Source organism: Lentzea roselyniae, assembly GCF_039537795.1.
Taxonomy (GTDB): Bacteria; Actinomycetota; Actinomycetes; order Mycobacteriales; family Pseudonocardiaceae; genus Lentzea; species Lentzea atacamensis.
On the sequence record NZ_BAABBE010000016.1, the window covers coordinates 107,859 to 121,905 of the forward strand.

General features: G+C 69.1%; 13 protein-coding genes. 8 read left to right on the forward strand and 5 right to left on the reverse strand.

All coding sequences use genetic code 11. The features are described from left to right. Nucleotides 1-360 precede the first annotated feature (360 nt). The 6 genes from ABFX45_RS27460 to ABFX45_RS27485 all read left to right on the forward strand — a co-directional run bounded on the left by ABFX45_RS27460 (nucleotide 361) and on the right by ABFX45_RS27485 (nucleotide 8,898). Nucleotides 361-1,134, forward strand: a complete 774-nt coding sequence (locus ABFX45_RS27460) for a FadR/GntR family transcriptional regulator (protein ID WP_109638200.1) — start codon at nucleotides 361-363, stop codon at nucleotides 1,132-1,134. A 139-nt stretch (nucleotides 1,135-1,273) separates the two neighbouring features. Continuing rightward, nucleotides 1,274-2,311, forward strand: coding sequence for a LacI family DNA-binding transcriptional regulator (locus tag ABFX45_RS27465; protein WP_112227328.1), 1,038 nt, complete (start codon nucleotides 1,274-1,276; stop codon nucleotides 2,309-2,311). A gap of 260 nt (nucleotides 2,312-2,571) precedes the next feature. After that, entirely contained in the window at nucleotides 2,572-3,591 is a 1,020-nt protein-coding gene (locus tag ABFX45_RS27470) for a cellulose binding domain-containing protein (protein ID WP_346132882.1), read from the forward strand. A 30-nt stretch (nucleotides 3,592-3,621) separates the two neighbouring features. After that, nucleotides 3,622-5,082 carry a glycoside hydrolase family 62 protein gene (locus tag ABFX45_RS27475; RefSeq protein WP_346132884.1) on the forward strand — a complete coding sequence of 487 codons (1,461 nt, stop codon included), beginning with the start codon at nucleotides 3,622-3,624 and terminating at the stop codon, nucleotides 5,080-5,082. A 226-nt stretch (nucleotides 5,083-5,308) separates the two neighbouring features. After that, nucleotides 5,309-6,943 carry a glycoside hydrolase family 27 protein gene (locus ABFX45_RS27480; protein WP_109638203.1) on the forward strand — a complete coding sequence of 545 codons (1,635 nt, stop codon included), beginning with the start codon at nucleotides 5,309-5,311 and terminating at the stop codon, nucleotides 6,941-6,943. After that, nucleotides 6,940-8,898, forward strand: a complete 1,959-nt coding sequence (locus ABFX45_RS27485) for a family 43 glycosylhydrolase (RefSeq protein ID WP_346132887.1) — start codon at nucleotides 6,940-6,942, stop codon at nucleotides 8,896-8,898. Before ABFX45_RS27480 ends, ABFX45_RS27485 begins: the two co-directional genes overlap by 4 nt. Before the next feature lie 45 nt (nucleotides 8,899-8,943). Here ABFX45_RS27485 and ABFX45_RS27490 read toward each other — a convergent pair whose 3' ends face one another. The 3 genes from ABFX45_RS27490 to ABFX45_RS27500 are packed head-to-tail and all read right to left on the reverse strand — an operon-like array spanning nucleotide 8,944 to nucleotide 10,207. Beyond that, nucleotides 8,944-9,102, reverse strand: coding sequence for a hypothetical protein (locus ABFX45_RS27490; RefSeq protein WP_346132890.1), 159 nt, complete (start codon nucleotides 9,100-9,102; stop codon nucleotides 8,944-8,946). Beyond that, entirely contained in the window at nucleotides 9,102-9,389 is a 288-nt protein-coding gene (locus ABFX45_RS27495; protein ID WP_346132892.1) for a hypothetical protein, read from the reverse strand. The genes ABFX45_RS27490 and ABFX45_RS27495 overlap by 1 nt, the downstream gene beginning before the upstream one ends. Next, on the reverse strand, nucleotides 9,386-10,207 hold the full coding sequence (locus tag ABFX45_RS27500) for a phytanoyl-CoA dioxygenase family protein (protein WP_346132894.1): 822 nt from the start codon (nucleotides 10,205-10,207) through the stop codon (nucleotides 9,386-9,388). The genes ABFX45_RS27495 and ABFX45_RS27500 overlap by 4 nt, the downstream gene beginning before the upstream one ends. Before the next feature lie 70 nt (nucleotides 10,208-10,277). Here ABFX45_RS27500 and ABFX45_RS27505 point away from each other — a divergent pair, with 70 nt between their 5' ends. Together ABFX45_RS27505 and ABFX45_RS27510 are read left to right on the forward strand one after the other, a co-directional pair. Beyond that, nucleotides 10,278-10,574: a hypothetical protein gene (locus ABFX45_RS27505; protein ID WP_346132896.1), complete on the forward strand. Its 297-nt coding sequence runs from the start codon at nucleotides 10,278-10,280 to the stop codon at nucleotides 10,572-10,574. Continuing rightward, nucleotides 10,574-11,038 carry a helix-turn-helix domain-containing protein gene (locus ABFX45_RS27510; protein WP_346132898.1) on the forward strand — a complete coding sequence of 155 codons (465 nt, stop codon included), beginning with the start codon at nucleotides 10,574-10,576 and terminating at the stop codon, nucleotides 11,036-11,038. The genes ABFX45_RS27505 and ABFX45_RS27510 overlap by 1 nt, the downstream gene beginning before the upstream one ends. On the opposite strand, the gene ABFX45_RS27515 is transcribed toward ABFX45_RS27510, so the two are convergent. Continuing rightward, the gene (locus ABFX45_RS27515; protein ID WP_346132901.1) at nucleotides 11,025-11,249 is read right to left on the reverse strand and encodes a sigma factor-like helix-turn-helix DNA-binding protein; all 225 of its coding nucleotides are present in this window, start codon (nucleotides 11,247-11,249) and stop codon (nucleotides 11,025-11,027) included. The genes ABFX45_RS27510 and ABFX45_RS27515 overlap by 14 nt on opposite strands. 96 nt (nucleotides 11,250-11,345) lie before the next feature. Next, nucleotides 11,346-13,922 (reverse strand): glycoside hydrolase family 9 protein, encoded by a 2,577-nt coding sequence (locus tag ABFX45_RS27520; protein WP_346132903.1) that lies wholly within the window; start codon nucleotides 13,920-13,922, stop codon nucleotides 11,346-11,348. Nucleotides 13,923-14,047: the final 125 nt, after the last annotated feature.

Consider the following 14,047-nt stretch of genomic DNA (forward strand, 5'->3'; position numbering starts at 1 on the left):
GCGGGCGGGGCAGTTTCGTGTCCTCTGTGGACTTTGATGCGCAACCTGGGGGCGAGGGTGTGCACGACCTGGCGCGACGCGCGCGGACCTGCTCAGGTGGAGCCGTGTCAGCTCTTCGGCCTGGTTCCGCGGATCAAACGGGGCCGTGCGACGTGTCGAACGGCAGGGCGGCGAATTCGACGATGTCTCCTGCGAACCGGAGTGGGCGCTGCTTCATTGCGGCTCACTTCTCCCCCGACCAAGCCGGCCGTCCGGCCGGTTGCGGAACAAGCGAAAACTAACTCGTATGACGTGTGACGTCAATGGTGTTACCTATACTGTGGAGTCCAATCACGAGGCCGCGGCGCAACGGAGTCACAGATGGCAGCGACAGGTCGGCAGCCGGGACCGGGAACGTCCGAGACCCCGGGATGGACGCGCAGACCTGCCAGCCTCGCCGCGGCGGTCACCGCGGAGCTCGTGCAGCGGATCGTCCGCGGTGACTACCCCTCCGGTGTCACGCTGCCTCCGGAGCCGGTGCTCTGCGAGACCTTCTCGGTGAGCAGGACGGTGATCCGCGAGGCGGTGAAGGTGCTGCAGGAGAAGGGGTTGGTCCGGGTCCGCCAGGGCGCGGGCACGATGGTCAGCCCGCCGGTGCAGTGGAACATGCTCGACGAGCTCGTGCTCGCCGCCTCGATCGCCGAGGACGAGACCCTCGCCGTCCTCGACGACCTCGTGGTGACCAGGCGGTTGCTCGAGTCCGACATGGCGCACGTCGCCGCGCAGACGGCTGGTCAGGACACCCTCGACCGCCTGCGGGAACTGGTGGACAGGATGGACGAGCTCGTCGACGACGTCGCCACGTACGAGGAGCACGACCGCCTCTTCCACGACGCGATCATGCAGGCGTCGGGGAACCGCATCGCCAGAGGCGTCGTGCGCTCGCTCGAGGCGCAGGCCATCACCACGGCCGGCTACCTGGGCAAGAGCAGCCGCGAGCTGTGCCAGGCTTCCAACGCCGGGCACCGCCGCATCTACGAGCACATCGCCGGCAAGGACCCGGCCGGTGCGGCCGACGCCATGTGCACGCACATCACCGAGGCCTGGCTCGTGCGGCGCGGTGAGGGCGGGGATCCCGGCCGGCTGAAGCGGTGAGAGCGTCCGCCGGGCGGTTCCCTCCGCCAGGGCTGTCCGGCGAAGACGTGTGCTCACAAGCATTTTGTGGAATCCGGCCGCGAGAGGCGGCCGGGCCCGTACGGCAACGGGAGGCGGATCGGCGGTGGGACGGACGCGCGTGACCCTGGCTGACGTCGCGGCGGCGAGCGGAGTGTCGATCACGACAGCGTCACTCGTGCTGACCGGACGCGCGCGGGAGCTCCGCATCTCGGCGGAGGCCGAGCGGCGAGTGCGTTCGACGGCACAGGAGCTGGGTTATCGGCGCAGCACCGTGAACGCGGGGCCGCGTGCCGGGCGGACGCAGACGATCGGGTTCGTGTCCGACACCGTGGCCTCGTCCGGCTGGACCGGTGACATGGTCAAGGGCGCGGTGGATGCCGCGTACCGGCACGGTTTCATGTTGTTCGTGGGAGAGTCCGGCGGAGATCCGGTGGTGGAGCGGGCGCTGGCCGACGCCATGCGCGACCGGCGTGCGGACGGCGTGGTGTTCGCCTCCATGTACACCAGGACGGTCACTGTTCCGGACGGCCTGTACGACGGGCCCGCCGTGCTGCTCAACGCCACCCCCGCGACCCGCACGGCGGCGCCGTCGGTGTTGCCCGACGAGGTGCAGGCGGGTCGTTCGGCCGCGCGCGTCCTCGTCGAGGCGGGGCACGACCGCGACATTCACCTGATCGGCGCAGGGCCGGGAACGTGCGACGTCCCTCCCCACGGCGTCGCGGCCGCGGAACGACTCCTCGGCCTGCGCGAGGTCTTCGAGGAGGCGGGCGCCGAGGTCGCCGGCGCGCGGTGGTGTCCGAAGTGGACACAGGAGCACGGCTACGAGGCCACCGCGGACCTGCTGCGCGAGCGTCGGCCCAAGGCGCTGGTGTGCCTGAACGACCGCTTGGCTTCCGGGGCGTACCAGGCGCTCACCGAAGCCGGGCTCTCGGTGCCGGAGGACGTCTCGGTGATCGGGTTCGAGGACCACCCGATCGCCTCGTGGATGCGGCCGCGGCTGACCACGGTCGCGTTGCCGCACTACGAGCTCGGCGTGCGGGCGGTCAAGGTCCTGGTGGATCTGGTGGTTCGCGGTCGCGGCGCCCGTGTGCCGATGACCCACCGCGTGCCGATGCCGGTGCGTCAGGGCGGCTCGGTGGCGGCACCGCGCGGGTGAACCTGATGTTCACGCTAACAGCACAGGGGCGGCTTCAGTCTCAACGCGCTGTGCAGGGTCGAGCGCTTCTCCTTGAATCGAATGAAAATTCGACATCGTCGATGCCGGGTAGCTAATAGTGAGCGCTCACAACTTTAGCTTTGACCGTGTGTGACGCCGTCGTTACATTGCTGGAAGTCGCCCTCTGCCGCTGACTTCTGGTCAACGACGACGCAGGGAGACCCTGGCCCTGTCACCTCGGTCTCCCGGGAAGGCTCTTCATGCCGAGCCCGCTGAAGGCGCTGTGCGGAGTGTTCGCCGCAGTCCTGCTGACGGCGTCGCCCGCGGCCGCCGATGAGTCCACTGTGGATGAGGCAGGCGAGGTGGTCGCGGCCGCCCCGGTGCGCGTGATGCCGCTGGGCGACTCGATCACCCAGGGCGGCTCGATCGGTGGCTATCGGCTCGATCTCGCCACGTTGCTGCGCAACACCGGGCGCACGGTCGACTTCGTGGGTTCGATGACGGACGGACCGGGCAGCATGCCCGACCGCAACCACGAGGGACACCCCGGCTGGACCATCGCGCAGGTCGACGCGCAGGTCGTGAACTGGCTGCGTACCTACACCCCACGCACGATCCTGCTGCACATCGGCACCAACGACATGTACGGCAGCGATCCGGCGGGCGCGCCGCGGCGGCTCTCCGCGCTGGTGGACAAGATCACCAGCCAGGCACCGGCCTCGGACGTGTTCGTCTCGACGATCATCCCGATCCGGTTCGCCGACGCCACCGTGCGCAACTACAACGCCGCCGTCGTGCCGCTGCTGCGGGCGAAGGCGGCGGCGGGCAAGCGGGTGCACGTCGTGGACATGTACCCGGCGGTGCCGATCTCGGACCTGCCGGACGGCATCCACCCGAACGCCGCCGGCTACAGCAAGATGGCCACGGTCTGGTTCAACGCGTTGTCGTCGGTGCCCGGCAGCATCGGCGACCCGCGGCAGCCCGGCGGCTCGTGCACCGCGACGCCACGGGTGACCGGTACCTGGAGTGGTGGCTTCCAAGCCGAGGTCACCGTCACCAACCCCACCGCGTCGGCCATCACAGGCTGGACCGTGCGGTTCACCCTGCCGGGCGGCCACACGGTCACGCAGGTCTGGGGTGGCACGGCCAGCGGTTCGGTCACGGTCACCAACGCCCACTACAACGGCACGGTCAGCCCCGGCGGTTCCGCCGGCTTCGGCTTCATCGCCTCCGGTCAAGGCACGGCGGCGATCGGTACCGCCACCTGCTCCAGCCCGTGACCCCGATCCCTCCGACGACGAAGGGTGATCATGTTCTTCGCACGACTGCTCAACTCCACGCGGGCCCGGCTGGCGGTCATGGCCGCGGTACCGCTCCTCGCGGTGTCCGCGATGGCGGCGGCGACGGTTCCTCCCGCCGCGGCCGCACCCGGCTGTTCGGTGACCTACTCGGCACCGTCGCAATGGGACGGTGGGTTCACCGCGAACGTCAGCATCACCAACCTCGGTGACGCGATCAACGGCTGGACGCTGACCTGGAGCTTCGCCGCCGGCCAGCAGGTGAAGCAGGCGTGGAACGCCGACGCGACCCAGTCAGGGGCCGACGTGACCGCGCGCAACCTCTCCTACAACGCGTCGATCCCGACCGGCGGCAAGGTCGAGTTCGGGTTCAACGGTTCCGCCACCGGCACGAACAACCCGAACCCCACGGCGTTCACGCTCAACGGCACCCTGTGCACCGGAGACGTCGGCCCCACGACGACGACGACCACCACGACGACGACCACCACGGGCAATCCGCCCGTCGGCAACCTGCCGTCGAGTTTCCGGTGGTCCTCCAGCGGCGTGCTGATGAGCCCGAAGCCGGACGGCGCGCACCCGACCGTCCACTCGGTCAAGGACCCGAGCGTCGTGTACCACAACGGCAAGTACCACGTGTTCGCCTCGGTCTACACCACCGGCTACAACCTGATCTACACGAGCTTCAGCGACTGGTCGCAGGCCGCCTCGGCGCAGCACCACTATCTGGACCGCACAGCTGTCGGTGGTGGCTACAAGGCCGCGCCGCACGTGTTCTACTTCGCGCCACAACGCCTGTGGTACCTGGTGTACCAAACGGGAGACAACGCGTCGTACTCGACGACCACGGACATCTCCAACCCGTCGTCGTGGTCGGCACCGAAGAACTTCTACGCCAACGGCATGCCGCAGATCATCCGCGACAACATCGGCAACGGCTACTGGGTCGACTTCTGGGTCGTCTGCGACAACGCCAAGTGCTACCTGTTCTCGTCCGACGACAACGGCCACCTCTACCGGTCCGAGACGACGATGGCGCAGTTCCCCAACGGGTTCACCAACACCGTCATCGCGATGCAGGACTCGAACCGCAACCGGTTGTTCGAGGCCTCCAACGTCTACAAGATCGCCGGCAAGAACCAGTACCTGCTGGTGCACGAGGCGATCGGATCGGACGGCAGGCGCTGGTTCCGCACCTGGACCGCTCCGGCGATCACCGGTCCGTGGACCCCGTTGGCCGCCGAGGAGTCGAACCCGTTCGCCAGGCACAACAACACCACGTTCCCGAATGGACAGTGGACGCGCGACATCAGCCACGGCGAGATGATCCGCACCGGCATCGACCAGACGATGGAGATCAGCCCCTGCAAGCTCCGCTTCCTCTACCAGGGGATGGATCCGAACGCGGGTGGTGACTACAACCGCCTGCCCTGGAAGCTCGGCCTGCTGACCCAGACCAACTCGACCTGCTGACACCCCAGACCGACGCCGCCGGAACACCCGCACCGGCGGCGTCACCCCTCGCTGAGTGCGGTGCCCGCCGGTCTTCACCGCGTCGCCCGGCGCTCAGCAGATCACCTCGCGACACCAGCCCCAACCTGCCCGCTGCGACGGGCGGGGGCCGGCGCCACGATGCACCCGTCCGACCGTCGAAACGCGGGGAGAACGCCGGCGGTCACAGCACCAGAGAGGGGCACCGATGCCCACCCGGTCAAGGAGACTGCCGCACCTCGTCGCCGCCGTGCTGGTGGCGGCCGCGACCATCACCGCACAGCCCGTCGCGCACGCCGCTCCAGGCAGCCCGGCCGTGACCCCGCCGATGGGCTGGAACAGCTGGAACAGCTTCGGCTGTGGCATCACCGAGGCGCAGGTCCGCCAGGCCGCGGACGCGATGGTGTCCTCGGGCATGCGCGACGCCGGCTACCAGTACGTGGTCGTGGACGACTGCTGGTTCGACCCGCAGCGCGACTCCGCCGGCAACCTGCGGGCGCATCCCACGAAGTTCCCGAGCGGGATGAAGGCGCTGGGCGACTACATCCACGCGCGCGGGCTGAAGTTCGGCATCTACCAGGCACCGAACGAGAAGACGTGCGCGCAGGGCGTCGGCACGCACCCCGGCTCGACCGGCAGCAAGGGCCACGAGGTCCAGGACGCGCGGTCGTTCGCGTCGTGGGGAGTGGACTACCTGAAGTACGACTGGTGCTCGGGCAGCGGAACCCGTGACGAGCAGGTCGCCCGGTTCACGATCATGCGTGACGCCCTTCGCGCCACCGGCCGCCCGATCGTCTACAGCATCAACTCCAACAGCTTCCACGCGCCCACCGGCGACAAGTACAACTGGGGCGAGGTCGCCGACCTGTGGCGTACCACTGAGGACCTGCTGGACATCTGGCAGAACGGCAACGTCAACAGCTATCCGATGGGCGTGGGCAACGTCGTCGACATCACCGCCCCGCTCGCCGTCCAGTCCGGCCCCGGCCACTGGAACGACCCGGACATGCTCGTCGTCGGACGCCCGGGGCTCACCCTCACCGAGTCCCGCTCGCACTTCGCGTTGTGGGCGCTGATGGCCGCGCCGCTCATGGCGGGCAACGACATCCGCACCATGTCCGGTGACGTGAGCGCGATCCTGCGCAACCAGCGCCTGATCGCCGTGAACCAGGACAAGCTCGGTGCCGGAGGCCGCCGCGTGCGGGACGACGGCGCCACCGAGGTGTTCGCCAAGCCGCTCTCGGACGGCTCGGTCGCCGTCGGGTTGTTCAACCGCGGCAACGGCACCGCGACCGTGTCCACCACAGCCGCCCAGATCGGCCTGTCGGGCACCAGCTTCACGCTCACCGACCTGTGGACCGGTGGCACGTCCACCACTTCTGGCGCGATCTCCGCCTCCGTCCCGGCACACGGCGTGGCCGCGTACCGGGTGAGCGGCGGCAGCCCGATAGCGGCCACCACCGCCCGGCTGCGCAGCACGTCGTCCAACCGTTGTCTCGATCTCGAGAACGCCTCGACCGCCGCCGGTGCCAACACCGTGATCTGGGACTGCCACACGGCTGCGAGCCAGCAGTGGACCACCTGGCCCAACGGTGAGATCCGCGTGTTCGGCGACAAGTGCCTCGACGCCTACAACCAGGGCACCACCAACGGCACCCGTGTCATCAGCTGGCAGTGCAACGGTCAGGCGAACCAGCGCTGGACGGTCCAGGCCGACGGATCGGTCCGCAACGCCAACGGCGGCCTGTGCCTGGACGTCGAACGGTCCGGCACCGCCAACGGCTCGCGGATCGTGCTGTGGACCTGCAACGGCCAGGCCAACCAGAAGTGGGCACGATCATGAGGCGGGCACCGCTGGCGGCGGCGATGGCCGCGCTCACCCTCGTGGCCGCGGGGCTAGCCGCGAGCACTGCGGCACAGGCGGCTCCCGGCTGTTCGGTGACCTACACCAAGACCTCCGAGTGGCAGGGCGGCTTCGGCGCGTCGGTGTCCATCACCAACACCGGCGACGCGATCACGGGCTGGACGCTCGAGTGGACGTACGCCGGCGACCAGAAGGTGGGCCAGCACTGGAACGCCGAGATCACGCAGAGCGGTGACCAGGTCAGCGCGCGCAACGTCTCCTACAACGCCTCCGTGCCCACCGGTGGCAAGGTCGAGTTCGGCTTCAACGGCTCGTTCACCTCGGCCAACCCCGATCCTTCGTCGTTCCGCCTGAACGGCACCGCCTGCAACGGCACCGGGACGCCCACCAGCACCACGACGACCACAACTACCACGACGACGACCACACCCCGGCCCGCGTCGTTCACGAACCCGGTGCTGTGGCAGGACTTCGCGGACATCGACATCATCCGCGTGGACGACGCGTACTACTACTCGGCGTCGACCATGCACTACTCGCCAGGCGCGCCGATCCTGCGTTCCTACGACCTGGTGAACTGGGAGTTCGCGGGACACTCCGTGCCACGCCTGGACTTCGGCGCCAAGTACGACCTCAACGGCGGCCGCGGCTACGTCCGGGGCATCTGGGCGTCGTTCCTGAACCACCGCAAGAGCAACAAGACGTTCTACTGGGGCGGGTGCATCGACTTCGCCCAGACCCACATCTACACCGCCGCCGCGGTGGACGGGCAGTGGTCCAAGCTGTCCACCATCCCCAAGTGCTACTACGACGCCGGCATGCTGATCGACGACAACGACACGATGTACGTCGCCTACGGCAACACCACGATCAGCGTCGCGCAGCTCTCGGCGGACGGGAAGTCCGAGGTCCGGTCCCAGCAGGTGTTCCAGACACCGCAGAACATCGGCACCCTGGAAGGCGCCCGGTTCTACAAGCGCAACGGCAGCTACTACATCTGGCTGACCCGGCCCGCGAACGGCCAGTACGTGCTCAAGGCGTCCAACCCGTTCGGCCCCTACACCGTGCAGCAGGTGCTGCTGGACCTGCCGGGCCCGATCCAGGGCGGCGGAGTGCCGCACCAGGGCGGGATGGTGCAGACGCAGAACGGCGACTGGTACTACATGGCCTTCGTCGACGCCTATCCCGGCGGCCGCGTCCCGGTGCTCGCGCCGATCACCTGGACCGCCGACGGCTGGCCGCGCCTCACGACCGTCAACGGCCGCTGGGGCGTGAACTACCCGATGCCGAACCTGCCGACGCCACCACGCCAGGTGAAACCCATGATCGGCGTGGACACCTTCGAAGGGACGAAACTCGGGCCGCAGTGGGAGTGGAACCACAACCCCGACACCACGAAGTACAGCGTCAACAACGGTTTGCGGCTGTCCACGGCGACCGTCACCAACGACCTGTACAACGCCCGCAACACCCTCACGCACCGAATCGAGGGCCCGAGCTCCACGGCCACCGTCACGCTCGACCTGACCTCGATGCGCGACGGTGACCGCAGCGGCCTCGCGATGTTGCGCGACTCCTCGGCCTGGATCGGGATAAAACGCGACAACGGCCGAAATCGCGTGGTGATGGTCAACGGCCTGACCATGGACGGCAACTGGAACACCACCGGCACCGGCACGGAGATCGCCAGCGCGAACTTCACCGGCACCCGGATCTGGTTGCGTGCCAACGCCGACATCCGTCCCGGCAGCGGCAGGCAGGCCCGGTTCTCCTACAGCACGGACGGGGTGAACTTCACCTCGCTCGGCACCGGCTTCACGTTGAAGAACGAGTGGCAGTTCTTCATGGGCTACCGGTTCGGCATCTTCAACCACGCCACGCGGGCGCTGGGCGGCGCGGTGACGGTGTCGCGGTTCGAGATCTCCAAGCCTTAGCGGACCGGTGGGGCGTCCTCGGGGCGCCCCACCGTTGGCCTGTTCTCAGAACCCGCCGCGTTCGAGGACGTTGCGCGCCTCCCTCAGCTCCCGGCCGGCTTCGGCCTCGTCGAGAGCACCGGGCAGCGGCGGGCCGGTGTCCTTCTCCTCGACCCAGTCCTCGGGTTCCGGTCGTTCGGGCAGCGACTTCCACCTGTCGGTCATCACTCCGGTGTGCCCGAGTCCTGGGAAAGCTTCTCGAAGGAGAACTCGTGCTTGAGGAACGAGGTGCCGTACTCGACCCCCGGCTGGGGCGGGAGCAGCTGGGACGCCTGGATGAGACGCCAGCCGTCCCGCAGCGCCGCGACCCCGTCCGGGTAGGGAGGCTCGTCGGAGTCACCCGTGGTGGGCTGGGAAGCGCCCGTGCCGTCGTAGCGGGACCAGCCCACCACGTGGGAGTCGAGGGCGGAGTTGGCCAGGTACAGAACCAGAACCTGCTGCCGGAGGGTCATGCGTGGCTCCTCTGCCCCGGACGGTTGGTGACGCGGGTGACCCAGTGCTCGACGTCGAACGACGGATCACCGGTCAGCGCGCGCCACAGCAGCACGCGGTTGTAGATCTCCAGCCGGGCGGTCGCGGTCTCGTACCACGGGAAGTACCGCCCGAGCTCGGCGGCGACCTCGGGATCGGCCATGTCGGTGGTGTCCCACAGGCGCACCTGGGGCACGGTCGGGTTGAAACGGATCTTGAACATGTACCGGCGGAGGTCGCTGTCGTTGCGGCGGCCGCCGTGCCAGTTCCCGTGGTGCAGCAGCAGAACGGTGCCCGCCGGGCAGACCAGGCGGGTCTGGCCGCGCAGGTTCTGGTAACGGCCGGTGTCGCTCTCGTTGGTGCGGCGCAGGTGGCTGCCCGGCACGACGAGCGTGCCGCCCATGTCCGGGCTGACCCGCTGCGGGTAGTACATCAGCTGGACGTCGAACGCGTCCGGCCGCACGTCGATGATCGCGTCGCCGTGCAACGCCTGGGCATGGCCCTCGTGGGGTTCGCGCACGTGCACCGCGTGGTGGTCCACGGTCGGGCTGGGGCCGACGAGCGCCTGCAGGGCACCGGCGACGGCGGGCAGTTCCAGGAGGCGCCGGGGGAAGGAGCCCTCGGGGTAGGCGTCGGCGATCTGGGTGCCGTACGGGACGTCGGGCATCCCGTGCGGGAGCAGTTCCAGTGCCTCCTGGTTCATCTCCTCCGGCACGACGGCGTCCATGCGCAGATAGCCGTGTGAGACGAAACGGGCCAGCTGCACCGAGGTGAGCAGCGGGGGAGTGGTGGTTCGCATGCCACGAACGTAAGTACACCGTCCTTGCTCGGCGTGGGTTGAAATGACCCAGTACTGGTAGTTTTTCACCGTGCATGAGGTCGTGCTCCCGCTGAGCGAGCCTCCGGTGGTGGCGGACATCGGTGTGGGAGTGCACGGCGTCACGACGCTGGAGGACGTCTTCCTTCTGCCCGATCTGTGGCAGCTGCACCTCTACGGCTACGAAGGCGCGGTCGAGGTGGGTGACGTGGTGCACCGCATCGCGCCCGGCCGCGCGAGCCTGATCCCCCCGGCACCGCGGTGCGCTACCGGTACCGCGGCAGGTCCGAACACCTCTACGCCCACCTGCGCCTCGACGGCACCACCCAACGCCGTGCCGCGCCGGTGATGCAGGACGCAGGTCGGAACAGGCCGATGCTCGCCGGGCTGATGCGGGGCGCTCTCGTGGCGGCACCGGCGCGGGCCGCCGCTCACCTGTGGACGGTCCTGTGGCAGCTCACCGACGCGGGCCCGGCCGGCCGCGAGGTCGCCGATCCGGTCGCGGTGGCTGCGGCGCACATCGAGGCGCACCTGGCCACGCCGCTGACGGTCGCGGCCGTCGCGAGGGTGGCGGGTGTGTCGCACAACCACCTGACGCGCTTGTTCCGCGCCCGCACGGGAAGCACGGTCGTGGCCTACATCCGGCGGCGCCGGGTGGAACGGGCCCGCCACCTGCTCACGGCCTCGACGCTGTCGGTCACCGCCGTAGCGGCGGCCGTCGGCATCCCCGACCTGCAGGCGTTCAACAAGGTGTGCCGCCGCGAGCTGGGGGAGTCGCCCCGTGCGCTGCGCAGGTCGTTCACTGCACGGTGACGCCGTTCTTCTGCAGTGCACTGCGGAATGCCCGCAAACCGTGGTGCAGACGGGACTTCACGATGTCCTCGGACACGCTCAGCGCACCGGCGAGCTCGGTGACGGACGCGCCGCGGTAGGCCCGCATGATCACCTCACGGTGTTCGGGGAGGAGCTCGGCGAACGCGTCCGCGATGCGCCGGGTGGAGATCCTGCCGTGGTCGTCGTCCACAGTGGTCTCCTCCCGCCTCCCGGACAGCGCTGCCGCACAGGTCGGGCGCGACGACCTGTGCGGCAGCGGTTCAGGCTTGACCGGGAGCGAGCCCGATCAGCCGCTCTTGCACGCCTTTCCGTTCACCGTGAAGGCCGTCGGATCGGATCCGCTGCCGGAGGCGTTGAATCCGATGTAGACGGACTTGCCAGGTTCGACGCGGCCGTTCCACGACATGTTGGTCGCGGTCACGTCACGGCCGGTCTGGCTCCAGTTCGCCGACCATCCCGTGGTGATCCGCTGCGTGCCGGGGAACGCGAACCCGAGCTTCCACTCCGTCCACGGGGTCGTGCCGGTGTTGGTGAGCTTCACGTGCGCCGACAGGCCGTTGTCCCACTTGCTGGCGCTGTAGCCGACCTCGCAGTCGGGCTTCGTGACCGGTGCACCGGACTTCTCGGCCGCCCAGCCGCTGACCCAGGCGAGCGCGGAGTTCCAGTTGATCGCCACCTCGTTCACCGAGTAGGCGCCGATGTCGTCCACCCAGCACTTCTGCTGCGGGCAGCCGACCAGCAACCGCTGGACCACCGGGTCCTGCAGCGCGCTGTTCGGGCCTCCGGACAACGAACCGGGCGGCGCGATCGGCAGCGTCGGGTCGTTCTGCCGGGCCCAGAACCGGTGGTGGATGTTCTGCACGGCCTGGTCGCCGTAGCCCGCCACGTACGAGGTGCTCAGCGGGTTGCGGCCGAGGAGGTAGTGCAGCGCCTCGAACACGCCGTCCCGGTACTTCGCGGCACCGGTGAAGTCGTGTGCCAGCGCGAGCACCGTGGCGTTGTTCAGCACCGAAGAGTTCGAGCCCCAGACGTACCCGTCGACGCTGTTGTCGTACGGCGTCGCGTAGCCCATCTGCCCCATCGCGGTGAGGTGCTGGTCCGCCACGGTCGCGAACGCGGACTTGATCGCCGTGACGTCCGCCGCGGGCAGGCCGGTGGGTGCCAGGGCGAGGGTGATGTCGCCCAGTGGCGCCGTGCCGCCCCAGAAGAAGCCGGCCCTGGTCAGGCTGGCCGCCTTGTAGTGCGACGAGGTGGTCACGTCGGTCCGGTACGCGGCGTCGCCGGTGGTCGCGTACAACTCCGCGGCGGCCCAGTAGAACTCGTCGCTCACGGTCTTGTCGTCGTACGCACCGCCGCCGACGTTGTCGGCCGGGTCGGCGAGCTTGGCGGGGTTCGCCTTCGCCGCCGTGTACGCCTTGCGTGCCGCCGCGAGCAGCTTCGCGGAGTACGCCGCGTCGATGCCGCGCCAGAGACGCGCGGCCTGCGCGGCCACCGCGGCCAGGTTCAGCGTCGCCGCCGTGCTGGTGGCGGACAGCCTGCGCGGCTGGTCGTCGAGCTCGGGGCGGGTCGGCAGCGCGGTCCAGGCGGCGTCGTGCATCTTGTGGTGCGCCATGCCGTCCGGTGCCTGCATCTTCAGCAGGAAGTCGACCTCCCACCGGGCCTCGTCGAGGAGGTCCGGCACGCCGTTGGACTTCTCCGGGATGGCCAGCGAGCCGTCGCGGTACGCCGCCGCGTCACCGATCCGGGATGCTCGCTCGTAGGCGTTGAGCAGCTGCCACGTCGCGATGCCGCCGTTGACCACGTACTTGCCGTGGTCGCCCGCGTCGTACCAGCCACCGCGCACGTCGAGCGTGTAGCCGCAGGCGAGATCCGCCCGGCACGGCACGTTGTTGTCGCCCTGGTTGGGCGCGACGTTGACGTGGCCTGCCGGCCGCGCGTACTGGTCACCCACGTACTGCGCTTCGATCGGGGTACCGCTGCGCTGGTGGTAGAAGAACGCGAGCGAGTCGTAGCGCAGCCGCTTGATCGCGTCGGCGGAGATGTCGAACGGGAAGCTGCTGTCGGCGCCGACGGACAGCGTGTAGCCGGTGCCCGGCGTGTCGTACGACGAGAAGTCGATCAGGTGCACCGGGTCGCCGGACGTCGCGTCCGCGCCCTTCGGCGTGCTCCTCCCGGTGGCCACGGTGGCGCCCGCGGAGTTCTTCAGGGTCCAGGTCTGGGGCGTGGTGGCGGTCGAGACGAGGGTGGCGCGCTTGGGCAGGCCAGGCACGTACCCGACGAGGTCGACCTGAACCTTCTTGGTGGGGTTGGGGTTGACGCCGCCTGGCGGCTTCACGCCGCCGATCAGCGAGACGTTGTCCACGCAGATCGTGTTGTCCGCCGGCTGGCCGCCCAGCTGGAAGGCGACCTGGCCGTTTCCGGCGTCCGGGAAGTCCAGGGTGGACGTGAAGGTGAAGGTGAAGTGCTGCTTGGAGGGGGTGACGGCGAACTCCTGCCGGGCGATGCCCCGGTACGGGCTCACGCTCTCACCGGCCGCCGCGGCGACGGTCTGTGCCGTGGTGGCGTGCGCGTCGAACGACAGGGTGTATGACTGACCGCTTTCGAACGGGACGCCGTTCTGTCCGACCAATGCGTCCCAGGGGTTGGTCGTGCCGCCGGTGACCGCCGCGCACAGTTCACCGCCGGTCACCCGGTTGGTCACACCGGCGCTGCTCCACCAGGGGTCGGCGGAGCCGCTGTCGAACTTGCCGTTGAGCACACGCTCGTACTCCGCCGCCAAGGCTGTGCCCGATGCCGCGAACGTGGTCGCGGCAAGTGCCGCCACCAGGGAGGCGGCGAGCAGGCGTGGGGGTTGCGATCTCATGTCGTGAGGTCTCCGTCCTCGTCGACGGGATTTCTGGGAGCGCTCCCACATGACCGTAGGGTGAGCTGAACGGCGTGGACAAGCGCCGTTCAGCCGCTACCCGGACACGCCGCTCGGACCAATGG